Source organism: Myxosarcina sp. GI1(2024), from assembly GCF_053543375.1.
Window position 1 is genome coordinate 729,931 of sequence record NZ_JBKGTY010000003.1, and the last position, 24,337, is coordinate 754,267.

Genomic DNA, 24,337 nt, shown 5'->3' on the forward strand with positions numbered 1-24,337 from the left:
AGCTAAAAAGTACTCGAGCTTCTGACTGAAATTATCCTTTATTGCGCTACTTCCGCGATCGATGCCCATTGTCCCTTATCTAATATCTAAAATCGAAACAGATTTTATCTCGCCTTTCTCGGCAAAATTCCCATGAAGTAGACAAGATATTTCTATGAAAATTTGGCAAGTTGATTTTAACCATCTCCCTATTACTCAAACTAGCTCATCGAGACAGTGGGAATTACTAATTTGCGATCGCGATCGAGTGTATAGTGCAAACTGTGACTCATCTCAAGCTAATTCCCAGTGGTTGGCAGCTCAATTTAAGATCGTAGCGCAAAATGAGCTACCCGATCTGATTCAGGTATTTCGCCCCCAAGCTTTGGGGTTAATCGGTCTAGCTGCTGAAGAGTTGGGAATTGCGGTAGAAGCCACCAGGCATACGGAAACTTTAAAAATTGCCCTCGCCCAGCGAGCTAAAACCATACCCAATTACCATCCTCTAGCCCTAGAAAAGCCGCCACCACAACCTTTACCAGAAAATATTCGGGGCGAAGAATTAAACTTTGCCAGTATTGCCGCAGGAGAAATAATAAATTTGTTTGGCGAGCGTCCAATTCCGATTCTCGATTTACCAGAGGCTTTTTTGCCTATAAATATGGGAGTTGCTTCTAACGTACCGCTGCCGGGAATTGTAGTTTATGGCGGTAAAAACTCTATGGTTCTAGCCAGTTGGCTACAGCGACAAAACCCCGTATCCTTAAACTATGTCGCTACTGAAGTAGGAAAGTCTGGAGGTTTGGTTTTAGAGACGGGTTTAGTAGACCGCTGGATTTTTAACACTTTTGAAGGAGAAAACACGATTCGAGTAGCAGAAGATTACCAACAGAAAAAACGAGCTAGCAAAGGATTGCATTTTCTGTTGATTCAACCCGATAACTCTGGCATGACCTATACGGGTTTTTGGCTACTTAAAGATGAATAGTGCAATAGTCAAGAAAAATTAAATAGCAAACGCAGCTGAAAACCAAAAACTCGATCGAACTTTTAGAAGACTTAAGGTAATAGTAACAGTATAGGTAGGAAATTTACCGCACTCTATTTATGCTCGAATTTCAACGAGATCGCTTTGCTCGTCGTTTTTGGCGATTGGCTCTAGTTAATATTCTCTCCAACTTAATGGTACCGTTAGCAAGTCTAATAGATACGGCATTTTTAGGTCATTTAGCAGATATCCGTTATCTAGGAGGAGTGGCGATCGCTTCGATTCTCTTCAATTATATTTATTGGTCGTTTGGCTTTCTCCGCATGGGTACCACTGGGATGACTGCCCAAGCTTCGGGAGCGGGCGATCGCGATACCGTTATCTTGACTCTGTTGCGTAATGGTTTAATTGCCGTCTGTATTGCTTTGGTTATTTTAATTTTGCAGTATCCTTTACGGGAAATCGGTTTTGCTTTACTTAGTGCCGAACCAGAAGTCTTGGCGGCAGGAATAGACTACTATAACATGCTAATTTGGGGCGCACCGGCGACACTGCTAAATTTTGTCATCTTAGGCTGGTTTTTAGGACGGGAACAGGGAACAAAAATCTTAATACTTTCGATAATCGATAAAAGTACCAATGTCGGTTTAAATTACCTGTTTATCGTGCAGTTGGGCTGGGCAAGTGCTGGAGCCGCCGCCGCAACCGCTATTAGTCAGTATCTTAATTTACTGTTGGGATTAATTTTAATTTTTCGCGAATTTCACTTAGGTTCCCTACAAATATATACCAACAAAATTTTCGGCGCTTCAGCTTTTAAAGCCGCCTTTGCCCTCAACCGCGATATTTTTATCCGTACTCTGGCTTTGATTTCTACTTTTGCTGTCTTTACTAATTTAAGTTCCGCAATAGAAACTAACGTTCTGGCAGTCAATACTTTACTTTTACAGATAGTTACTTTAGAAGCATATTTTATCGACGGTATTGCCTTTGCTACGGAGAGTATTGCCGGTAATCTTTACGCTCAGAAAAACATTCGTCAGCTATGGTACCTAATTAGGCTTGCAGTAGGAGCTAGTGTATTTGCAGGTACGATCTTTGCATTTGTGTTTTGGAGCTCACCATCTTTGTTTAGTTTGCTCACCAATCATCAAGAAGTCCTCGATCGCCTGACTAACTATACAATTTGGTTATTTCCCGTATTGGGATTTGGCTCCATTGCCTACATGCTCGATGGTTACTTTCTCGGTTTGACTCGGGGGAAAATCTTACGTACCTCAACCGTAGTTGCCGCTCTCTTAGGTTTTACTCCTGTGGCGATCGCTGCTTGGCAGTTGCAAAACACTCATTTACTGTGGCTGGCTTTGTCTATGTTTATGGTAGGAAGAGTGCTAACTTTAGGATTGAAGGTATCACAAACTTTGAAGGGATCGCACTAAATGAAGCATTATTAGAGAGATATCGAGCAAAATTCCGAGCGTGTATGTATGGTTTTTAGGTGAATATCTAATATAGTTAGTATTTTACCAAGACGAATAGCATATGAACCTTCAACAGATACCTTCAAAGTTTGTCAAGAAGTTATTAAATTATAATTTTAAACTATTGGGCAGGGACTCAGTATCTCGCGTAAAGATTGTTAGCAGAAACGATTTAAAGAAAATTGGAACGGATTATGGTGGTTGGGTAGTTCCAGTCAGTCTGATTAAATCAAATTCAATTTGTTACTGTGTTGGTTGTGGCGAAGATATATCATTTGATCTTGGATTAATCGATTATTTTGATTGTGATGTTTATGGCTTCGATCCAACTCCAAGAGCTATTAACCACGTGAACAATGTAGCTGGACAAAATCCTAAATATCATTTTTATGAAATTGGGCTATGGGATAAGCAAGACCAATTAAAGTTTTTCGTTCCCAAAAATCCAGTCCATGTTTCTCATTCTCTATTGAATTTGCAGAGAACAGAAGATTTTATATACGTCGAAGTTAAAAGACTTAAAAACCTAATGGAGGAGTTAGGTCATTATAAAATCGATTTGCTCAAAATTGATATCGAAGGTGCTGAGTATAAAGTTATTCAATCTATCATTGAAGATAATATAGATATAAACGTGATTTGCATTGAGTATGACGAGTGTTTTAACCCTATCGATCGTCAGTACAAAAATAGAATAAGAGTATCAGTAAATAGCTTGGTAACCAATGGCTATTCCTTGGTTTGTGCTCAAGGCAACGGTAACTATACCTTTGTCAAAAATACGGTTAATTATTAGAAATAATGAAACAACAATTCGCAAACAATAGTTGATTTAAATTTGGATAACTTCTACTAGTTTTTTTACTAACGTGATTACTACTTATGTATGCAACCAAACTCATAATAGATACCTGGGTATCAGCTACCTGGGATGAGTATTTACAACACATAGAACGTCCTGATTGCCAAAAAGCAAAGGGTTACTATTACGATGGCAGATACAGAATTGAAATGACTCTAATTGGTAACGACCATTCACAAGATCATTCTATAATCAATCACGCAATTTATTTATACGCTACTCTCAATTTATTTATACGCTACTCTTATAAATATTCCTCTAAATGGCTTCTTATTTTTAAAATCGAAAATCAAGTAAGTAGAAGAATTAGTGAATCTATAGTTTTGCCGAGATTAAAAATTGAACTATTAACTGAGGCTTTGAGGCGATCGCGACATAACAATCATACAGAAGTTAGCACTTGGCTGCTACAAAAATTTCAATCGACAGACAAATCAAATTAATTCTTAATTCCCGTGGTACCGATACCTTGAATAAACTGCTTCTGTCCGATTAAAAATAAGACTAATACAGGAATAGTAGCGATAACTACTGCTGCCATCAGTAGCGACCAATCATTAGTAAACTGTTCTTGAAATTCTGATAGTGCTAGCTGTACTGTTCTTAACTCCGGTTTAGTAGTAAATACCAAAGGTTTGAATAGATCGTTCCATTCGCCGATAAAAGTAAATAAAAATAAAGTTATTAAAGCGGGACGAGATAAAGGCAACATCACACGAGTTAAAATTTGGAAGCGATTGGCACCGTCAATTGTTGCCGCTTCTTCTAATTCAATGGGAATGCTAGCAAAATATTGACGCATTAAAAAAATTCCGAAGCCATTAGCCGCCGTGGGTAAAATCAACGCCCAATAACTATTAATTAAACTACCCCATTTTAAGATAATAAATATGGGAATTACTAATAATTGAAAAGGAATTACTAAAGTAGCTAGTATTAGTAATAAAATACCTTCTCTACCTCGAAATTCCAGTCTGACCAAAGCATATCCCGCTAGAGCAGAAGTAATAATTTGTGCTGCAGTTACGGCTAAAGCTACCAAGGTAGAATTGGCAAAAGCGAGTAAAAACTTACCTCTAGTCCAAGCTTCTCGGTAATTATCCAAAGTAAAAATGCGAGTAGATAGAGCTTCGTTAGTAATGCTTTGAGACGCAGAAAAAGAAGTAATTATAACTATTCCTAGAGGAAATAAGACAATAATCGCACCCAAAATTAAAAGGCATAAAATTAATAATTTATTAAGTAGTAAACCAGATAGTATTGGCGATCGCCTTGACATAATTGAAGATTCTTTCATAGCTCTGACCGCTTCTAATCTCTGGTGCTAGTAGCTTTGATGTCGACAAACAAAAACCTTATCATAGCATTTATTAATGCAAAAGCTAAGAGCACTAGCCATAACCAGCCCTCCCTCAATAGCTTGTCTTACTTTGATTGTAGAAAAATCAAATCAGAGCGAATCAGCTATTTTTGCAGCCTTTGGTTAAAGGCTGCAAAAGTTAATTAGTTGGTTAACCCCGCAACAGTCAAATTTTCCCAACCTTGATAAAGTTCTTGAGCATAGTACATAATATCCTCACTCTTAAGACGAATTCTTGGTTTGGCTTTAGGATACAAACTTTCTAAACAACTCGTATCTTGCTCTACTACTACTGCTGCGGTTTGTAACATAGATTCTTGCAGCATTTCTTTTAGTTCTGGTTTAGAAAACTTGGCATACATCAAAATAAAAGTTTTGGTAGAATTTTCGGTCTGAGGATAAAGAATATGCCCCTGATAAGTTTTGATGTCAGGAGTATTTAAACGGAAAAACTGTGATGAAGGGAAAGTATATTCTAAAAAATTATTCATCACTTTGGGAAATGCACCAAGAGAGGGGTTAGCTGCAATTTCTTCTGGGGTATAGTCAGCTAATTCAGCCGTTTGAGTGACGAGAGCGTAAATACCGTTCTTCTCGACAAACTCAGCATGACAGGATTTAACTTTGAACATCTCGCGATGAGTACCATTTTGATGGTTGTGGTCGTAATTGATTAACAGACTTCTGAGAAAATCACTTTTAATACTTTTTTGAGCGGTAATTCCAATAAAATCATATTCTTCAGCAACTTGCTCGTGTAATTTTGGTATCGGCAGTTTAGGCTCACAGCCTCCATAAGTCCAAATCAGATCGCCAATAATAACTAAATCTAAAGCTTCAGCTACAGATGCATTACTCTTGTTGCCGTTGTTATAGAAATGTCCTTGCCCATCAAATTCTAGTGCATGAAAAGGACAGGTGATTGTGTTTCTCTCTTGGCATACCCAACCTTTAGCAAGAGGAGCTTGTAAATGTGGACAAACATTATTGAGAGCCGAAACTTGACCCATCTCATTTTGCCATAATACGTAATCCTGACCGTTAAGAGTCACTTTATAAGGCTGATTTACTCCCAACATAGATTTATGAGCTATCAGCCAAGGTGCGCCTGGTAAAACTGGTTTCATTATTTTCTCCTACTTGAAATTAAAAATGGTAAAATCGTGACAGATTATTCATCTTTTAAATATGACAAATTATTCGCATTTTTTGAGTAAAGATTTATTAAGTAACTTTGTTCGCGTTTTATGAGTGATTTTTTTCCTAAGGCTACTTCGATGCGTCGTTTTCCCAAACAAGCAAGAAGCAAACAAAGAGTAAACGATATCTTAGATGCTGCTGCTGAAGTTTTTTTAGAAGTGGGATATGGTGAAGCAACAACCCACGCGATCGCCGAACGTGCTAATACTGCTGTTGGTTCGCTTTATCAATTTTTTGCCGATAAACAAGCTATTTTCCAAGCACTAGAACTAAGACATATTGAACGAGGACGTAGTTTAGGAAAAAATGTTTTCGCACCAGAAAAGGCAAATCTGCCATTAAAAGTATTTGTAGACCAGATGGTAGAGCGATGCGTTGAGTTTTTTGAGCATCCTGCTTCTAGAGCTATCTTTGTACACTATTTTACTAATCCCAGTCTATTTCATCATATTGACGATAGTTTTACCCAAGAATTTGTCAAACTTTTATCAGGTGTACTCTTAAAGATGAATCCTGTTTTGAGTAAAGAGAGGAGTAATCTGTTAGCAGATGTCTGTGTGCAATGTTTTAATACAATGATGTTTAAAGCACTTCAAAGTAACACTCATTATCGTCAAAAACTTTTGGCGCAAACCAAAGAATTGTTAACCGCTTATCTCGAGCCTCACATGCAGGCTTCTTGAATAGGATAATATTCGTGTTTATCCATCCCTGACAGACTGTTCGTAAATCATGGTAAACAAGCTGGTATTTCCAAGTATCAGAGGATATATCACAGAGGTTAGTGTCAGTAATAAATCAGCTGATGAAGCGTCAAGCCTATCCCTCAGACTAGTTTCGCTTAACTTAAATTTACGAACAGTCTCTAATAAAGCCCATAAGATAAATCATCTACAGAAGAATATACTAGTTTGATGGGGAAAAAACGGGAGTTTTGTATAAAAGATACCAGGGCAGGTAAGAGTAAATGCAAAAACAACAAACATACATAATTTTAATTTTAGTCTTGGTAGCGGCAGCGATCGCGACTTTGATAACCATTCCGCCGCAACTGGGTTTAGATCTTAGAGGTGGGGCGCAGTTAACTATTCGGGTCAAACCAACTCTAGAAGTTACCGAAATAAAATCTGAAGACCTCAAAGCCGTACAGAGAGTTTTAGAAAATCGCATCAATGAATTTGGGGTATCGGAAACGACCGTACAAACTGTCGGTGAAGATAAAATTTTAGTTCAGTTACCAGGAGAAAGCAATCCCCAAACCGCCGAAAGACGGTTAAAAGGCACGGCTAAATTAGAGTTTAGAGAACAAAAACAAGGAACCGAAGGCGAGTTGGCTGCTGAATCTCAGGTCAGACAGCAACAACAGCTACAGCTAGCTATTTTGAGTTCCCAAGAGTCCCTGACGGAAGAAGAGCGAGCGCAAATCGATAAACTTAGAGAATCTTTACAACAATCGAACCAGGCGATCGCCGAACTATTTCAATCGGTAGGTTTAACTGGGTCAAATCTCAGAGATGCTCGTCCTCAACCCGATGCTACTGGTAATCGCTGGGAAGTAGCGATTACCTTTGACGATGAAGGGGGTAAAAAGTTTGCCGAATTGACCAAAAATTTAGCTAGTACCGGTCGCAGTGTTGGTATATTTTTAGATGATGAATTAATTAGTTCCCCAGTAGTCGGTCCAGAATTTGCCGACACGGGAATTGCTGGGGGTAGAGCCGTAATCACGGGGAATTTTGACATAGAAAGTGCTAGCGACTTGGCAATTCAAATTAAAGGTGGTTCTCTACCATTTCCCGTAGAAGTTGTCGAAAACCGCACCGTAGGAGCCACTCTCGGACAGGCGAGTATTCGCCGCAGCATTATTGCCGGAGTAGCTGGTCTAGTCTTGGTATTGATATTTATGGGGGTCTATTATCGTCTGCCCGGAATACTTGCCGATGTCGCTCTAGTAGTCTACGGTTTGCTGACGATGGCTTGTTATGCTTTAATCGGCGTTACTCTTACCCTACCAGGAATTGCCGGTTTTATCCTCAGTATTGGCATGGCTGTAGATGCCAATGTTTTAATCTTCGAGCGCACCAGAGAAGAATTAAGGGCGGGTAAAACTCTATACCGTGGTGTAGAGTCGGGATTTTATCGTGCTTTTTCCAGTATTCTCGATAGTAATGTGACGACCGCGATCGCCTGCCTGGCGTTGCTGTGGTTGGGTTCTGGCTTAGTTAAAGGTTTTGCCGTAACTCTACTAATTGGGGTAGGAGTGAGTATGTTTACCGCCGTTACCTGTAGCCGAACCTTAATGTTACTAATAGTGTTGGGTATGCCTAAAGTCAGACAAAAACCTGAATTATTCTGCCCCGATCTCGCTCGCTAGAAACCTATTTATCGATCTATGATTAAATTCAGTGTTACTAACAACCGCAATCTTTGGTGGGCAATTTCAGCAGTAGCCATTCTCGCTAGCATTGCTGCCATGTTTGTCTCCTTCACCACCTTAAACGCACCCATACGTCCTGGTATTGACTTTATTGGCGGTACTCGCCTGCAAATCGAACGGGATTGTGCGGTCGAAAATAATTGCGATCGCCCCATCGATACGGCGGAAGTCAGAGAAGTTCTCGACCAGCGAGATCTGGGCAATAGCAGCATTCAGCTATTGGGAGATAACCAGCAAATACTCTCGATTAGAACCCCCAATCTCGATGTCGAACAGAGAACTGACTTGCTAGATGCTCTCAGCGAAAGAATTGGGCAGTTTAACCGCGACACGATTCAAATCGACTCTGTAGGTCCCACTATTGGGGAAGAATTATTCGTGTCTGGTATTCTCGCCCTGCTCGTGGCTTTCTTTGGCATTATTGTCTATCTCAGCATTCGTTTCCAGTTTGACTATGCCCTGTTCGCGATCGCCGCTCTGTTTCATGATGTTATAATCACGGCTGGCGTTTTTGCCGTCTTGGGGTTGGTAATGGGGTTGGAAGTAGATAGTTTATTCTTAGTGGCATTACTCACTATCGTGGGATTTTCAGTAAACGATACGGTAGTAATTTACGATCGCATTCGCGAAACCATTGCCGCTAATCCCAATCGTCCGATAAGCGAAATTATCGATCTTGCCGTCATGCAAACCCTCAGTCGTTCGATTAATACCACTCTGACAACCATACTACCATTGTTAGCTATTTTCTTGTTTGGCGGACAAACCCTAAAGTATTTTGCTTTGGCATTAATGATTGGCTTTTTCTTAGGGGCATATTCCAGTATTTTTGTCGCCAGCACTTTACTCGGTTGGTGGCGCAATAGTAGAAGTAAAACTCCTATGACGATCGCTGAATCGAGTGAGTAGGAAGGAAGTAAAAAGTTTTAGGCTCTAGATTCCAGAAAAAAGGTAAAAGGGCAAGGGGTAAAGGGAAAAGGTTTGTGAACTCCCTTTTTTATCTTTTAGTTTTCTTTTTCTGTTCCCTATACCCTTTTGTCTACATCATCAAATTAATTTCGTAACCGCATATGAGCGATCGAGCTAAATTTCAGCAGCAAGTAGACAGACTATATAACCTAACCATATATTTTCGCTGGCTGTTTATTTTAATCTGTTGGCTGACTTTTGGGGTTTATGGCATTTGGCAATTGCGGGAGGCGATCGCTTTGTGGTTTGATTACTTTACCTGGTCGGCAGTATATTATACTTTTCACTTTAATTTAGTTCCTACCCTCTGTTTGGCTTTTTGTGTTGGAGTTACTGTCTCGGCTCTAGTTCGACAGAGTAGAAATATTATTTGGGGGATACCCACTAAGGAAAGAAAACGATTAGAAACAAGAGTTAAAAAAATTCTGGCTGTAGGCAAAAAACATCCTCTCTGGAAATGGATCGCTAAATAGCACGTCAATTAGTTACATTTAGTTATTTAACGATTTCACAGATGCTTGCCCTAGTGAACGGGGAAGTACGAAGGCTATGAAAAGAAAAGATTGAATGTATGTTCATATATAATATGAATAGCTTATTTTAAAGGAGAAAGTTATGACTACTGCCAACTTAGTAAAATGTGCTTGCGATCGCTGTCAGTGTGATGTTTCCTTAGAAGCTGCGATTAAAAAAGACGACCGTTACTACTGCTGTGAAGCCTGTGCTAATGGTCATATAAACGACGCAAGCTGCAAAAACCAGGAATGTCACTGTGGTGGCAGCTAATCTAAACAAGACTGTTTGTTAGGCTACAACTGGAATAGTCACCGATTACTCCGCCGTAGAACGACAGAGTAAAGTTGGTAAAGGGGCGAGAAAGTTAAGCTTTAAAACCCCTTGCCTATTGTGACTGTCGATCGAATGAGTCCGAGCTTTTTTATGTCAGCAAGAGAATCATTATCAGTTCCTACTTGTCAAAAGTCTCACAGTTTTCAGACGGAAGGGATCGAACAACTTCGTCTTGGCGCGATCGAGGTCGAAGAAGCACAGCGTATGGCGGAGTTTTTCCGTTTGCTAGGGGATGCTAACCGCCTGCGAATTTTATCTCTATTAGCCCAAGAAGAATTATGTGTTTGCGATCTGGCGGCTACACTAAATATGAGTGAGTCGGCGGTATCCCATCAGCTAAGGACGTTGCGATCGCTGCGACTGGTAAGCTATCACAAACAAGGTAGAAAAGTTTACTATCGTTTATTAGACCATCACGTATTCGATCTCTATCAGTCAGTAGCGGAACATTTGGCTGAAACTGATTAATTCGCCCTACTCCACAGTCGCTTAATTTCCCCAATAATCGCAGGTTCGGGAGGCTGTTCTACTCTTGAAGAATAATCTACCATCGCACCTGGTATATTTTGCGCCCAAGGACTATCGGTAATTTTTGTGAGATCGAGGTTGTCTATTAGGGGACGAAAACCATATTTGACGAATACTTCTTATTGTTCGGGTTCGCTTAGGAAAGCGATCCACTTTTCACCTGCTTCGGCAGTTTTACGATTGACATCTCGACGGACGATCGCAGCAGTTGCTGTAGTTTCAATGGTGGGATCGGGATAATAAATTTGATATGGTTTACCTTGGGTAGTTTGGGCTTACGACCAACGATATAAAGCAATGCTTTCGTACACCATAGCTACATCGGCATCGTTAGCACCGCGAGAAATAAATTCTTGTAATAGAATATCCGTAGAACGAGGCGGTTGATATACGGAATTTTTAATTAAAGTAAATAGGGACTGAGTTGAAGCATTATTAAACACGCTAGGATCGAGCGCATTGTGATTACGTTCTCGCGTCCACAAGCTCAAGGTTAATTGACCGCTATTAGAACGAGTAGGATCGGTAATTACAAAGTCAAAACTTCCCCAGTCTGCTTGTCCGCCAATTTCACCCCAGTTACGTTTCTCCATAGCTCGTTCGATTTGTTCCCAGGCAAAGTTATTATTGGGAAATAAAAGTTTTCCTCTCTCTGCCCAGGCAATTCCTACTAAAATAGTTTTGGCAATTGGTTGGGGAGTATTATAGAAAGGTTGGCTATTATTAGTAGCTTGCCAACGGTTTGTTAGTTCTTCTAAAATCTCTTCACTAGCTGGAATAATCACCGTAGGAGTAAAATCATTTTTGCGATCTAAGTAATTATTAATAATATCTTGAAAACCTTGAAATTCGAGTTGAAGCTCGATTGCGGGATGGGTTTGCTCGAATTTGGTTCCTAACTCCTCTAACGGTTCTTGCAATTCCGTTCCGCTAACTACCACAATTGTTTGTTCGCTTCCCGGTATGGGAATATAAGTCAAACCTAATGAAGCTAAAATTATGCCTAGAGAAATCCAGGTTTTTTTTGTTCTGCTATAGCCATTTTAATAATATTTTTAATAAAAACGTAAATTATATAAGTTACTTTTGGTGCGAGGTATTGGTCAACTAGTAAGCAAATTTTTTGTCGGTCGTTGTTTAATTTGTTTCAAACAAACTACAATTATTTATTCTTACCTATTATTTCCTAGCTATTCTCAAACCAAAACATTAACACTCTCTTGCATACTAGTTAGTTCCTCACTAAGATTTTTTAATTCATTTATTTCATTTGAATTATCTAAATTAGAACTGCGCAAGCGATTTTGTAAATTTTGTAAAATACCAGCCGATTCTATAACCAAAGTAGCGAGAGAAACTACCTGCGCTTGACGGGCATCCGCTCCCTGAAGCGCCAAACGTAAATTGTTTTCTAAACTCAAACTCAATTGTTGTAATTGCCGTCTGGCAACTCCAGAACTGCTGCGTATTTTGTCTCTAACTTCTGTTAACTGTTGCTGTAATTCCGAGACGGACAATAATGAATCCGAACCAGATAAACGCCTTGCCAAACTATCTATTTGACTGGGTAATTCTGAAGCGCGATCGCAAGCATATTCAATAGCAGAATATAATTCTAATTGACTCGATGCAGTCAATAATTGTTTGGCTTCATGACGTAAAACTTCTGCTTTTTTTGCAAGTAAATTAGCTCGTTCTCGAACTCGCTCTAACTCCTTACTTAAACTAGGATTATCGAGCTTGGGGCGATCGCTTTCTTTTTGTTTAAAAGGTATTGCCGCACCAGTTGCGATCGCGGCTGCTACGGGTATCATAATCGTGCTCGGTAAGCGAACTAAACGTACGCCAATAATTAAAGTAATTCCCCCGATTAAAACCGCGAAAGGATAAGGTAAGGGATTAGCTAATTTCATCGCTTTTTAATAGTAAAATAAACCTAAAATTCTACTTGTAAATCTGCCATCAAATTATTAATTGTTTCGGGACTTCCTTGTCGATAGTAACCACCATTTAAATTGGCAATTTGCTGTAAAACCTGGGGTTTGAATTCTCCTCGATTGCCATAACCCACTGTAAAAAAGGCAATTCTAGCATCGGAGTTAAAATTAGTTTTAGCCAATTCTCGTTCTAACATATTAAGATTGATTTTCGACTGTGAATTTTCCCCATCGGTTAGAACTAAAACGGCATTAATGGCATCGGCACGTAAATTATTTTGTAACCAGTTACGGGCATAGAGGCTGCTGTCATATAGCCGCGTTCCTCCACTAGCATTTAAACTACCAATAAACTTAATTCCCTTTTCTTTTCCCGCCGCACTACCATCAACTATTATCGGCTCGTCAATCGCCGAATTAAAACTAATTAAAGCAATGGATTCTTTCGTTCCTAAATTGCGAATATACTTATATAAAGTATTCTGTACTGCGGCTAGTTTTGCCCCTTCCATCGAACCAGAAGTGTCGATTAAAATTACGATCTGCGACTCTTTTTTGGCGTAATTTTGCCAGCTTTCCAGCATTGACTCCACTACTTCTGGATCTGGCGCTCGATATGATTCGTATCGAGGATTGGCAACGACACCAAACTGCGACGAAAACTTATCGTCTAATGCTACCCCAGGTACGCCGGGACGCAAGCCCAAATTAACCGCAATTGCCTGAATTTCAGGAGTACGAATATAGTCAATTATCTCTCGCGCGGCGGCTCTTTCTGCGTCGCTAATCCAAGGTGCATCTGGCAAAATCACCCGGATATTAGAACTGAATGTCGCCTCGGGATAAACGGCTTGGTATTGATTGAGATTATTAGTAGTATGGTTATTATTGCTATTAGCTTCGATTACAGAAGATTCATAGACAGAACCTACAGAAGCCCAAAATAATCCGTTATTTACCATCGATTGCGCTAACGAACTTGTAGACTTGCCGTAACGAGTTATTTTACTTTGAATCTGTTTGACTCGATCTTGATATCCCTCGACATCTGCTATAGTTAACTCCTCTGGTTTTTTTCCGGCTATAGAAGCAAATTGAGCTACCAAGGTTTGCAAGCCAGAATTAGAACGAGTCGGGGCTGTATGCACGTAAGTAATGGGTATGGCTGCAGCGTTACTATCTAATTGTTGATGATTTTTAGTATCGACTAAAGCAGCATAGGGGTCGTTTACTTTTTCCAAACCAGATGCTAATTCTTTAGTGGTCATTAACACCATCGGACTGTAGGCGATTAGAGGAGAATCAGTAATTTGAGGAATATAGTTTTGCCCTGGAAATAACTTATTCATCTGATAAATTAGCTGGCTTTGATATATTTCCCCGTCCACTGAAAGTAAAGTTGGAAAAGCAGTATCTTCCTCTAAAAGGTTCCCGGATTTTAAGTTTTGAGCTAGGTTAAGTACATTTTGCACCACATCGCCACTGCCTTTAGCTTCACAGTTTAAATAATAGTCTTGCCCATCTTCTAGTTGGGGATTGGTCGCATTAAACTTAGATGCAGCTTCTCTACAAAATTCAACTAGGTTACTTCCGACTAAGAACTTAATTTCTAATCCCGTTAACTGTTGATTATTAGAGTTAGTTACCAAAGTGCGATCGCTACAAGCAGCCAATCCTAAAATAGCTAACAGGCAAACTAATTTAGTGGTTGGATTTTTTTTATAAAAAAAGTCTATAATACCCATAAAATAACAAGTATACTGACCAGCAAAGTAAAGAATTATTAATTTTACTTGACAAAATCCACAAGTAATCGCCAAAAATTGCGCCCCTTTGAAAGCAGCTTGCATACACAAAATTACATTGGATACTGTGACGATTTTAACCTAACTAAATAGTCGGTTTGAGGTTAGCTATCAGTGGCGATCGCTTATCGTAATAAATTAATGAATAATTAAATACTGTAAGCAAGGTTCGTTGGCGTGTCACCGAGCATAGCGATAGACAAAAATCCTAATTTCAAAGGCGATGAGATTGCTTGCTATGTGCCAACTAACTTCCTGAAACGATCGCCTCAAAAATGGGCATGGGAGAAGATATCGAATCTTCTCCCATTGAGTTAAAATAACTTTTCTAAAATTAAAACTTCTATACCAAAAATAACTGAGGTATTGCCGATATTCACCAGCGCTACAAACAACTATTTCGAGCCAGAAGCATCTTTACCCATCAAAATATCCCATGCCGTCTGGGCAGCTTCTTGAAGGCGATCGCCGAAACCACTAATTTCTTCAACTATTTTTTGCCAGTTTTCTTGGGCATCTTTCTGAATAATCTCTACCGAATGTTCGATTCGCTTGGGATCGAGAAGTTCGTTCTGCTCGACCGCTTCCTTGGCACTACGAACTGCATTCAGGTAAGCATCCTGAGTTAAAGTTTGGGCATTTTCAATCTCAGACTGCGCCCGTCTTCTAATTGCTTCTACTAAGGCTTTAGTTTCTTCCTTCATTTGGTCATTTTCTCCTGCCATTTCTTGTTCGACTAGAGCATCGGTTTCTGGACTGACGGGTACGATAGTTGTTTCTTTAGTGTCAGCAGGTTTGTTGGTTTCGTCGTTCATGGTATTTTCTCTCGAGCTAACTAATATATGAGTATTTTAATAATATTGAGACTAATTAATAGTTCCGTTAAGAAAGACCGCTGGCTGAAAAGCGATCGAGCGATCGCTTTTCTTCGATCCTAGCACGGGCGATCGATTGATTTCATTGAATTTACAACCGCATCTGTTCTATACTGCGTCGAGGATTATAACTACTAGACTGACGAAGTTTTTCGTAGTATTCTCTCTCTTGAGCGGTTAATTCTTTGGGAGTGACGATCTTTAGTTTGATAATTAGATCGCTACGTTTGCCTTTCCCATTGCGCCATCCTTTATTTCGCAGTCTTAAGGATTGTCCCGAATCTACACCTGGTGGAATTTTCACCACGGCGCTACCCTCAGTAGTGGGAATTTTGACATCTGCACCTAATACCGCTTCTTCAGGAGTGATGGGAATTTCACTCACAATATTATCCCCTTCAAACCTAAATAGAGGATGGGGTTGTAACTCGATAGTTAAATACAAATCTCCCCGTTGCTGGCTGTAAGGACTGATGCGTCCTTTACCTCTAATACGAAGCCGACTTCCTGGTTTTGCCCCTGGTGGAATTCTGACTTTAATAGTTTCTCCATCTAGCCGTAGGCGTTTTTGAGTGCCGTTAAAGGCTTCAGCAAAGGTAAGGGTAATGCTAGCTTCGGTATCGGCGGCAGGAATATCTTGAAAACTACCACCGCCAAACATATCTTCAAAACCACCAAATCCCGAAAATCCTTCTGGAGTACCAGTGCGATAAGTATAAGTTCTTCTTCCCGAAGAACCGCCAGTAGCTGCACCGCCAAAGCGTCCTAAAAGTTCGTTAATAAAGTCATCAAAACTGCCATATTGTCCGAAATCGACTCCTGCGGTACCCATTCCCGCTCCAGGTGGAGTTCCTGCAGCAGCTTGTTTCCAGTATTGTCCGAATTGGTCGTATTTCGCACGTTTTTCGGGATCTGAAAGCACCTCTTGAGCTTCATTAATGTCTTTAAAACGCTGTTCTGCTTCCTTATCTCCTGGGTTGAGATCGGGATGATATTTTCGTGCTAGTTTGCGGAAGGCTTTTTTAATTTCTTCTGGAGTCGCTGTTTTACTTACTCCTAAAATTTGATAATAGTCTTTAAAATCGGTTGCTGGCACCTTGGTTTTCACCTCCTGACCGTAGCTATAGTTAGGATCTAAAAATAAAAATTTTTCTTACCAATCTCAATTATTTATTTACTTTTCACATCTTTAGTTTTTTTACTTAGAATAACTAATTATAGATAAAGCTATAATCTTTAGTTTTTGCTTAATTGCTTTTTTTAGATAGTCGATGGGAATTTAAAGATAGCTGTTCTGTTCGGCTTAATTTTTAACTTAAAACGCTAGAAATCGATCGAGTTTTAAGTGTTTTAAATAATGACTCAAGAAACCCGATCGCCTAATTCTAACTCGCTCCATTCAACTTCTCAATTTACATTGGTAAGTTCAATTACTAGGAGAATAGAAAACTAGCCAATATTTACTTTGACAACTTTATTTTTCTCTTCTTCAGCTTTAGGTAGGGTTATATTTAAGATTCCATCTTTATATTCAGCACTTACATTGTTATTTTCAATGCGTGTGGGTAAAGGAATAACGCGGCTAAAGCTACCATAGCGAAATTCACTTTTAGTCATGCCTTTTTCTTCGGTTTTAACTTCAGATTTTCGCTCTCCGCTAATAGAAATAGCATCAGCACTTACTTGCAGTTCGATATCTTTAGCATCCATACCTGGAATTTCTAGTTTGAGATGAATTTTTTCGGAAGTTTCTTCCATCTCAGCAGGAGGAATAAAACCTCCAGCCAATCTGTCATTACTTTTTGGTGCTAAACTATCAAACAAGTCGTTCATTTCTCTTTGTAAATCGTTCATTTCAGAGAAAGGTTCCCAACGAATTAAAGCCATAATTGTTACCTCCTAATTCCTATGTAAATTTTTAAACTCGAGCCAAAGAAAATGAAAATTTTGGGTTTTATCGATCTAATTTTGCGCTCTAAATTGCAGTAATCTAGCTGAGATTAACTTTGACTACTTTAGTTTTTTCTGATTCGGCTTTAGGTAAAGTTAAGTGCAAAATACCGTCTTTGTATTCGGCACTTACGTTGTCGTTTTGAATGCGGACTTTTAAAGGAATTACACGGCGAAAACTACCATAGCGAAATTCACTACGTTTTTCCCCCTTGGCATCAGTTCTGGATATAGATTTTCGTTCCCCACTGATGGCAACAGATTGAGTAGAAACTTGGATATCGATATCCTTGGCATCCATCCCTGGAACTTCTAGTTTGAGGTGAACTACTTCTGGAGTTTCTGACAATTCCGCAGGAGGTATAAAACCTGCGCGATCGCCTTCTTTTTGAGTAGCTGTAGTCAAACTGTCAAAGAGACGATTAATTTCTCTTTGTATGCTGTCCATTTCTGAATAGGGTTGCCAACGAATTAAAGCCATGTTCCCTCCAAAATTGTTAGCTATTAAGTTTTAAAACAAAAATTTGGATAAATAATTAAGCTTGGTTGTAAGTATTAAGATTTACTAGGCTTACAATATTTAATATACGATCCTCGACAAAAAACAAGGTTCGGTTTTATCTCCTCTAGAGGTTGAGATTTCCCTTATTAAAATCGATCTTGAAGCATGAATGAAGAGTGTCGCTCGGAGGTTATTCTGCCGCAACGAGCGCCACCCCGTAGAGTTAGCTCCTCTTTAGTTAAATCTCAATGTTCGATACTTTTTTCTAACTCGATAAAAGGAACCAGCCAAACAACATCATAGGGCTGTAAGGTTAGAGAAATCTTTTGCTCTTCAACTCTCCAACCTCTATGTCCGATCGCATCGTACCAATAGATATCTTCTGATGTATTGCTAGCAGCAGACTGTGAATTGTTTAATAATAGTTCGTTTAGGGGAATTTCTAACTGACAGAGGCGACCGGAAATGTTGGTTACGGTCAGAACGTGTTCTTCACCTTGGGGTGAAACTCTTAAAACTACGAAACATTGAGAAGAGAGAGTCAAAATTTGTTGCTCTCCTTGGGGATGAAAGGCACGCTGTCGAACTCGAATTTCCAGTATTTTGCCCAAAGCTTTACTCAGTCGCGCCAATTTAGAATTGGGTAAGCTTAATTCTTCATCTAGAGAAGCTTCGGAAATTACTTGGCGATTGATATCTCGTTTGGATTTAGTTCTGAGAACGGTATCCACATCGTTAGTAGTACCAATCAAGCCATGTAAGTAAATTCCCGGTACGCCTTTAAGTACTAAAGCGATACTCCGAGAAGCTACAAAACGTTTGATTTGGATATCTAGTGATTTGCTACCATCATCCAAATTTAAAGCACTATACGAGGTAGTGTTAATTTCATAAGCTTCTTCTCGTCCTGCTGCACCCGTACGATAGGAAACAAAAGCACCATGTTCTCTGGCTTTACTAATTAAGTAGTGAATCTCTTCAGTCGACAGAATATTTTTTACGCCCATTAAGCCAATACCATCGTGGGTATCCAAGATATTGAGATAGGTGCAAGTCTGGGAAGGATATTCTAACTGTTGAGCCCATTTAGCCAAAGCCGTACTATCTTGGCGATAGAAAGTATGCAGCACTAACGGTGGCAAAGCAAAATTATAGACCATCTGGGCTTCATCATTGCCGTCACCAAAATAAGCAATATTTTGTTGGTGAGGAATATTAGTTTCCGTAACTAGAGCGACACCAGGGGCGACTAGATTGAAAATATCGCGGAATAATTTGATGGTTTCGTGAGTTTGTTTCAAATTAGCGCAGGAAGTTCCGGGAATCTCCCACAGATAGGTAACGGCATCGAGGCGAATTAAATCTGCTCCGCGACGCACGTATAGCAGCAATGTTTCTAAAACCCAAAGCAAAACTTTAGGGTTGCGATAATTCAAATCGATTTGATCGGCAGAAAAAGTCGTCCACACCCAGACAGGACCATTAATGGATTGAAATTTGGTTAGTAAATCGCTGGTACGAGGACGAACTACCTTCTGACGATCTTCTAGGCTCAATTCATCGGGAGAACGATAAACCGTAGCAATATCTTGATACTCAGGATTGCCATTTAATAATTTTTGGAAAGCCTTACTTTTAGATGAGGTATGGTTGCAAACCGCATCGAACATCAGTTGATAAGAATCACCAATTTCAGCAATGTTCTGCCAAGAACCTAACTTGGGATCGACCGTGCGGAAGTCAGTAACGGAAAATCCCCGATCTGAAGAATAGGGAAAAAAAGGCAAAATATGCAGAGTGTTAATCACCTTCTTAAAGCCCGGTACTTGTTCTAAAACTAAAATATGCACCAGACTGGCTAGAGGAGAAGATTTTTTACTGCGAACCAGATCGCCATAGGTGATTAAGATAATATCTCTTTCTGTAAAACGGTTAATCGGAAGAAAATTTCGTTCTGCTGCGATTTTTTCTGGTGGTTTGTGAGCGTAGTAAACTTTTAAAATTCGCTCCAGTTCGGGTAAATATTTTTTTGCCTCTGCTTCTCCATAGAGGAAACACAGACGAGCCAAAATTCGATCGCGGACTTTAGGGGAGATTTCCAATAGTGGTCGATTGTAATCTGGATATTCATAGTGGCGAATTTTCGTCCCTGGATTGGCTTGAGAGTTGGGAACTTCTTTCTGGGTCAAGCTAATTTTTTGCCGAGCAAACATGGGTTTTGGTTATTTTCTAGGGAGTGCAAAAACTGCAATTTAGCCTGAGATAGGGATTTTGGCAAGATAGGTTACAGCCAATTTCGGCTGAGTGAAACTTGACTACGTTCCCAGCAAAACTAAACTTTTTGCCAAGCTGGTTTGCTCGACAAAAATTCTCTAAATTGATAACTTGCCGTTAATCGTGGCGCAATATCGTTCGTATTATAATCTGGTAGAGCAAATGAAAATCAAAATAACTCATGAGGTATCTTGTCGTCACTGACTTAGATGGAACGCTGCTAGACCATCAAACTTATGAATACACTCCTGCCTTAACTGCGATCGCCGCATTAAACGAACGAGAGATTCCGATAGTTCTTAATTCTAGTAAAACTAGAGCCGAAATTTTAGCAATTCGCCACGAACTGAATAACCAAGAACCATTTGTCTGTGAAAATGGTGGAGTTCTCTGCGGTCTTCAGCCTGAGACAGAAACTACAAAGAACGACAAAGAATTATCTACAAAGTATTTAGGAACTCCCAGGCATCAGTTTCTAGAAGACTTGCGATCGCTCAAACAACAGTTAAATCTTAACTACCAAGGTTTTGCCGAAGCTACAGTTGAAGATTTGGTGCGCTGGACGGGACTCACAGTTGCCGATGCCCAAAAGGCAATGGAGCGGGAAGCGACAGAGCCAATATTATGGGACGATACGCAACTGACATTGGTCAAATTTGAGGAGCAGTTAGCAAAATTACAATTGCAGTGTGTCAAAGGTGGTAGATTTCATCATATTATGGGAAATTTTAACAAGGCGAGTTGTTTTGCAGAATTAAAACATTATTATGCTCGACGTTGGCACGAAGAGGTTGAGATTATTGCTCTAGGGGATAGCCACAACGATCTTCCCATGCTGGAGCAAGCCGACTGGTCGGTGGTAATTCCTTCAAAAGAAAACAAGCATCTCAAGCTAGAACGCGATCGAGTTTTTTTTGCTTCTCAACCAGGTCCCTATGGCTGGCAAGAAGCGATCGATTTTTATTTAAAATATATTTTAAACATACATGTTTTATTTACAGGAGGTTGAACATAGCTGACTTTTTTCAAAATGGTGAGATAACTACACTTCACGATCTCCATAATCGTTCTTTGGAATCCCTTGAAGCAGAACTGTTAGATATCTCCCAGACTTCACCAATGACTTTGTTGCTTCCATGTTTATTCTCAGAACTGCAAGGTTCTGCCTTGGCTAATATCGTTGATGAATTAACTAAGGTTAAATATTTAGACCAAATTATTATCGGATTAGATCGAGCCTCAGAAGAGCAATTCGAGTACGCTAAAAAATACTTTGCTCGACTACCGCAAAACCACAAGATTTTGTGGAATGATGGTCCTCGCATGAAAGCCGTCCATCAATTATTAGAAGATGAAAGGTTAGCTCCTAGCGAACGTGGCAAAGGATATAATGTTTGGTACTGTATGGGATATTTTTTATCCTCTAAGATAGGTAAGATCTTGGCTTTGCATGATTGCGATATTTTAACCTACAAGAGAAAATTACTAGCCAGACTTATTTATCCCGTAGCCAATCCCGTATTCGAATTCAAATTTTGCAAAGGCTATTATTATCGTCAGGCTAATAATAAATTGCATGGTAGAGTAATGCGACTATTAGTCAGTCCTCTAGTGCGAACGCTTCAGAAGATGTTTGAAGATAATCCCTTTTTAGATTATATCGACAGCTTTCGCTATGCTTTATCGGGAGAATTTGCGATGGTTTCTGAGGTAGTCAATACCATTCGTATTCCCTATGACTGGGGGTTAGAAATCGGCGTGCTTTACGATGTTTATCGTAACTACCACCTGAATAAAATTTGTCAGGTGGATATTGCTAATGCCTACGATCACAAACATCAAGAGCTTTCTTTTAGCGATCGCCAGCGAGGTTTGTCGAAAATGTCGATCGATATCTGCAAGGCGATATTTCGTAAAATGGCAACAAATGGAGAGGTCTTTTCCCAAGAAATTTTTAGAACTATTAAAGCCAGCTACTATCGCACCGCTCTCGATTATGTAGAACGCTATTACAGTGATGCGATCGTGAATGGTTTGACTCTCGACCGGCACAGTGAAGAAAAGGCGATCGAGCTTTTTTCTCAATCAATCGTTCAGGCAGGAAACGCTTTTTTGCAAAATCCCCAACTAAATCCGGTTATTCCTAGCTGGAATCGAGTTATCAGTGCCGATGCCGATATTTTAGGAAAAATATATCGAGCTGTTGAAACCGATAATGAGTAAGTGAGTAAAATTATAGAACTATAATGTCGCTCGTCTTAGATGAAGAAACACTGTCATAATTTCGCTCGCTTCTACTAAAATTTAACTTATCTGAGTGGTAGATGTTATAATCGTTTAGGCAAATAAGTGCTCTCGTGGCTTAGGGGTAAAGCACTCCCTTGGTAAGGGAGAGATCACGGGTTCAAATCCCGTCGAGAGCTTCATCTCTGTTAATTAGTTGGGCTAATTCTCAAGCTATTTTATATGGAGAAATTATTTAAAATATTAGCAATAAGTGTAGTATTCCAGAATCTAACATGCTAGCTGGGATTTGGATTTACCGATCGTCCAACTCGACTATTGTGATTTGAATTATAGCGGTGTTTGGGTTAACTAAGTAGACTTAGTTGGCTCGTTTAATAGGATTGAGATCTATAACTGTAATTTACTTATTTTCACGCCGCTGTATGCAATCGCCAAGATTCGCTCGTTAGCTCGAATGTTAACTAATATATACTTATGTTAAAATGTTTTTAACATGATTGACAAAAGCCGATCTGTTCTGACCATTGTTGCCTCAAAAAGACTAAGCAGACTAATTGCGATCGCCTTAGCAACAGAAAAAGCATAAATTACCTCGTCTCAACCTATAACAGAGCGATCGGTTTAAACACTGCCTCAAACTACTAACTCTATTTAGAATTATTATAAGGAGAATATCGAGTGAAACCTTTAGAATTACCCATTTTTGCCGAAATTAGTCTATCTTTCTTCGGTTTTCTATTGCTGGTTATTTTATTCTTTTAAGAAATCGTTAATTAAATCGGTGCCATTGAGCAAAGGTATCTCCCTTGCCATTCATCTCAATAGCAGAGTCATGAATTTGGTATTGTGATAACGGTACTTAAACAAAAATCAAGCCCAAACAAAGCCCAAACTAGCTTTATAAGCTACGAATACGTCGCGATTTTGGTTCAACCATTGGACAAAACGATAAGATATACCTGTACGAAAAGCTTCTAATGCTTCAGGAAATGTCTCCAAAGGTTTGTTCGCCCAACGTCTTCTTAAACCTCCAGTAAGCTTATGCCAAAGGATAAAAGTATAGGCACAAAAAACTAGAATAAAATGTCTTTCCAAACTCTTCTTATCTCTAACTTGATACTCTTTTAATCCTAACCATCCCTTGGCTTCTCGATAGAAAACTTCTATCCAGTTTCTCTGAGCATAAGTTTGAACTATCCATTGCTCGGTTACTATTTCTCCCTCAACATTTGTGAGTAAGTAGTCAATATCTTCAGCATCTTCAAAGATTGGTGCACTCATGACGATAGCTATTTTTCTGATTCCTTCTAGCCTTGATATTTCTGCTTCTATTATTGCTACCCAGACGGTTCTAGGTTTTTCACCCTGGATTTGAATCTCCTTAAATTCCTCATCAGATAACCATTGAGCATATTCATCTACTCTGATTTTTTCTAATTGATTTGATGGAGTTTTAACCAAAATATTACGATTTTTAGCGATTCCTCCTATATACTTTAATTTCTTTTTTTCCAGTTCGAGTAAAACAGTTGTGTTGTTACCATAGGACGAATCTATTAATACTAGTCCTGGTCGATATCCCCTCTTCAAACTTTTATCGATTAATTCTAAGGCTAAGGTGGGTTTTTTCTTGAATTCTCTGTCTTTCTTTCCTTCGGGCAACGAATTACCATGTTGATATAGTTCTATGTCTAAAGGTAAGCTTTTTTGGCCATCATATAGATGAGTTGTTACTACAACATTGCCATTATCTGTTTTCCCAATTTCCCCAATATATTGACGACCTACTGCTGCGGTAAAGTTACCACTTTTTCTATGCCCAGAGTCATCAACAATTAGACTAAATCCCTTACTGATTCTCGTTTGATTACACTTGTTCATCACTTCTAAGCGACGTTCATTTATCTTGTTCGCTGACCAAGTTGCTTCAGTTAAGAAATGGTGTAATTTGTGGTATGTGACCTCTACTGCGTCTTTAGCCATTTGAGATACATTTTTTCGCTCACTTTCCCCTAATAATCCTCCTAAATAATGTCTGAATTCCCTTTTTTGCGCTTTAGTTCTCAGTAAATCATCAAACTTTTGACACCATCT

The 24,337-nt window shown here is 39.3% G+C and carries 23 protein-coding genes and 1 tRNA gene; 13 read left to right on the top strand and 11 right to left on the bottom strand.

What is annotated here, in order from left to right:
- Positions 1-154 precede the first annotated feature (154 nt).
- From ACLFKQ_RS16975 to ACLFKQ_RS16990, 4 genes are all read left to right on the top strand, one after another.
- Positions 155-967, top strand: a complete 813-nt coding sequence (locus ACLFKQ_RS16975; protein WP_449000944.1) for a Tab2 family RNA-binding protein — start codon at positions 155-157, stop codon at positions 965-967.
- 119 nt (positions 968-1,086) lie between these two features.
- Entirely contained in the window at positions 1,087-2,406 is a 1,320-nt protein-coding gene (gntT, locus tag ACLFKQ_RS16980) for a guanitoxin biosynthesis MATE family efflux transporter GntT (RefSeq protein WP_449000945.1), read from the top strand.
- A 103-nt stretch (positions 2,407-2,509) separates the two neighbouring features.
- Positions 2,510-3,244, top strand: a complete 735-nt coding sequence (locus tag ACLFKQ_RS16985) for an FkbM family methyltransferase (RefSeq protein ID WP_449000946.1) — start codon at positions 2,510-2,512, stop codon at positions 3,242-3,244.
- An 86-nt stretch (positions 3,245-3,330) separates the two neighbouring features.
- Entirely contained in the window at positions 3,331-3,753 is a 423-nt protein-coding gene (locus ACLFKQ_RS16990) for a hypothetical protein (RefSeq protein WP_449000947.1), read from the top strand.
- On the opposite strand, the gene ACLFKQ_RS16995 is transcribed toward ACLFKQ_RS16990, so the two are convergent.
- Positions 3,750-4,589 (bottom strand): carbohydrate ABC transporter permease, encoded by an 840-nt coding sequence (locus ACLFKQ_RS16995; protein ID WP_449001057.1) that lies wholly within the window; start codon positions 4,587-4,589, stop codon positions 3,750-3,752. The two genes, ACLFKQ_RS16990 and ACLFKQ_RS16995, sit on opposite strands and share 4 nt — an antisense overlap.
- Positions 4,590-4,813: 224 nt before the next feature.
- The gene (locus ACLFKQ_RS17000; protein ID WP_449000948.1) at positions 4,814-5,797 is read right to left on the bottom strand and encodes a Rieske 2Fe-2S domain-containing protein; all 984 of its coding nucleotides are present in this window, start codon (positions 5,795-5,797) and stop codon (positions 4,814-4,816) included.
- Between the two features lie 120 nt (positions 5,798-5,917).
- Here ACLFKQ_RS17000 and ACLFKQ_RS17005 point away from each other — a divergent pair, with 120 nt between their 5' ends.
- From ACLFKQ_RS17005 to ACLFKQ_RS17030, 6 genes are all read left to right on the top strand, one after another.
- Positions 5,918-6,553 carry a TetR family transcriptional regulator gene (locus ACLFKQ_RS17005; RefSeq protein WP_449000949.1) on the top strand — a complete coding sequence of 212 codons (636 nt, stop codon included), beginning with the start codon at positions 5,918-5,920 and terminating at the stop codon, positions 6,551-6,553.
- 284 nt (positions 6,554-6,837) lie between these two features.
- Positions 6,838-8,244: a protein translocase subunit SecD gene (gene secD / locus ACLFKQ_RS17010; protein WP_449000950.1), complete on the top strand. Its 1,407-nt coding sequence runs from the start codon at positions 6,838-6,840 to the stop codon at positions 8,242-8,244.
- Between the two features lie 18 nt (positions 8,245-8,262).
- Positions 8,263-9,216: a protein translocase subunit SecF gene (gene secF / locus ACLFKQ_RS17015; protein WP_449000951.1), complete on the top strand. Its 954-nt coding sequence runs from the start codon at positions 8,263-8,265 to the stop codon at positions 9,214-9,216.
- A gap of 161 nt (positions 9,217-9,377) precedes the next feature.
- Positions 9,378-9,749 carry a hypothetical protein gene (locus ACLFKQ_RS17020; protein WP_449000952.1) on the top strand — a complete coding sequence of 124 codons (372 nt, stop codon included), beginning with the start codon at positions 9,378-9,380 and terminating at the stop codon, positions 9,747-9,749.
- Positions 9,750-9,891: 142 nt separating this feature from the next.
- Positions 9,892-10,062 carry a metallothionein gene (locus ACLFKQ_RS17025; protein ID WP_449000953.1) on the top strand — a complete coding sequence of 57 codons (171 nt, stop codon included), beginning with the start codon at positions 9,892-9,894 and terminating at the stop codon, positions 10,060-10,062.
- Between the two features lie 120 nt (positions 10,063-10,182).
- On the top strand, positions 10,183-10,593 hold the full coding sequence (locus tag ACLFKQ_RS17030) for an ArsR/SmtB family transcription factor (protein ID WP_449000954.1): 411 nt from the start codon (positions 10,183-10,185) through the stop codon (positions 10,591-10,593).
- A 335-nt stretch (positions 10,594-10,928) separates the two neighbouring features.
- Here ACLFKQ_RS17030 and ACLFKQ_RS17035 read toward each other — a convergent pair whose 3' ends face one another.
- From ACLFKQ_RS17035 to ACLFKQ_RS17070, 8 genes are all read right to left on the bottom strand, one after another.
- A complete protein-coding gene (locus ACLFKQ_RS17035) occupies positions 10,929-11,633 on the bottom strand; it encodes a substrate-binding domain-containing protein (protein WP_449000955.1) in 705 nt (234 codons plus the stop codon).
- A gap of 216 nt (positions 11,634-11,849) precedes the next feature.
- Complete coding sequence (locus tag ACLFKQ_RS17040; RefSeq protein ID WP_449000956.1) at positions 11,850-12,566, bottom strand: hypothetical protein; 717 nt, start codon at positions 12,564-12,566, stop codon at positions 11,850-11,852.
- 23 nt (positions 12,567-12,589) lie between these two features.
- Positions 12,590-14,335: an extracellular solute-binding protein gene (locus ACLFKQ_RS17045; RefSeq protein ID WP_449001058.1), complete on the bottom strand. Its 1,746-nt coding sequence runs from the start codon at positions 14,333-14,335 to the stop codon at positions 12,590-12,592.
- Positions 14,336-14,790: 455 nt separating this feature from the next.
- The gene (locus ACLFKQ_RS17050; RefSeq protein ID WP_449000957.1) at positions 14,791-15,210 is read right to left on the bottom strand and encodes a hypothetical protein; all 420 of its coding nucleotides are present in this window, start codon (positions 15,208-15,210) and stop codon (positions 14,791-14,793) included.
- Between the two features lie 151 nt (positions 15,211-15,361).
- A complete protein-coding gene (locus ACLFKQ_RS17055) occupies positions 15,362-16,366 on the bottom strand; it encodes a DnaJ C-terminal domain-containing protein (protein WP_449000958.1) in 1,005 nt (334 codons plus the stop codon).
- 353 nt (positions 16,367-16,719) lie between these two features.
- Positions 16,720-17,157, bottom strand: coding sequence for an Hsp20/alpha crystallin family protein (locus ACLFKQ_RS17060; protein ID WP_449000959.1), 438 nt, complete (start codon positions 17,155-17,157; stop codon positions 16,720-16,722).
- Positions 17,158-17,260: 103 nt separating this feature from the next.
- Positions 17,261-17,701, bottom strand: a complete 441-nt coding sequence (locus tag ACLFKQ_RS17065) for an Hsp20/alpha crystallin family protein (RefSeq protein WP_449000960.1) — start codon at positions 17,699-17,701, stop codon at positions 17,261-17,263.
- 266 nt (positions 17,702-17,967) lie between these two features.
- Positions 17,968-19,935, bottom strand: a complete 1,968-nt coding sequence (locus tag ACLFKQ_RS17070; RefSeq protein WP_449000961.1) for an alpha-amylase family glycosyl hydrolase — start codon at positions 19,933-19,935, stop codon at positions 17,968-17,970.
- Positions 19,936-20,177: 242 nt separating this feature from the next.
- Here ACLFKQ_RS17070 and ACLFKQ_RS17075 point away from each other — a divergent pair, with 242 nt between their 5' ends.
- The 3 genes from ACLFKQ_RS17075 (at position 20,178) to ACLFKQ_RS17085 (ending at position 22,419) form a co-directional block, all read left to right on the top strand.
- Complete coding sequence (locus ACLFKQ_RS17075) at positions 20,178-21,005, top strand: HAD-IIB family hydrolase (RefSeq protein ID WP_449000962.1); 828 nt, start codon at positions 20,178-20,180, stop codon at positions 21,003-21,005.
- A 2-nt stretch (positions 21,006-21,007) separates the two neighbouring features.
- The gene (locus tag ACLFKQ_RS17080) at positions 21,008-22,219 is read left to right on the top strand and encodes a glycosyl transferase (RefSeq protein WP_449001059.1); all 1,212 of its coding nucleotides are present in this window, start codon (positions 21,008-21,010) and stop codon (positions 22,217-22,219) included.
- Between the two features lie 128 nt (positions 22,220-22,347).
- Positions 22,348-22,419 (top strand) — tRNA-Thr (locus ACLFKQ_RS17085).
- A gap of 694 nt (positions 22,420-23,113) precedes the next feature.
- Here the strand turns inward: ACLFKQ_RS17085 and ACLFKQ_RS17090 are convergent.
- On the bottom strand, positions 23,114-24,337 hold a 1,224-nt coding region (locus ACLFKQ_RS17090), incomplete at its 5' end, for an IS701 family transposase (RefSeq protein WP_448998431.1).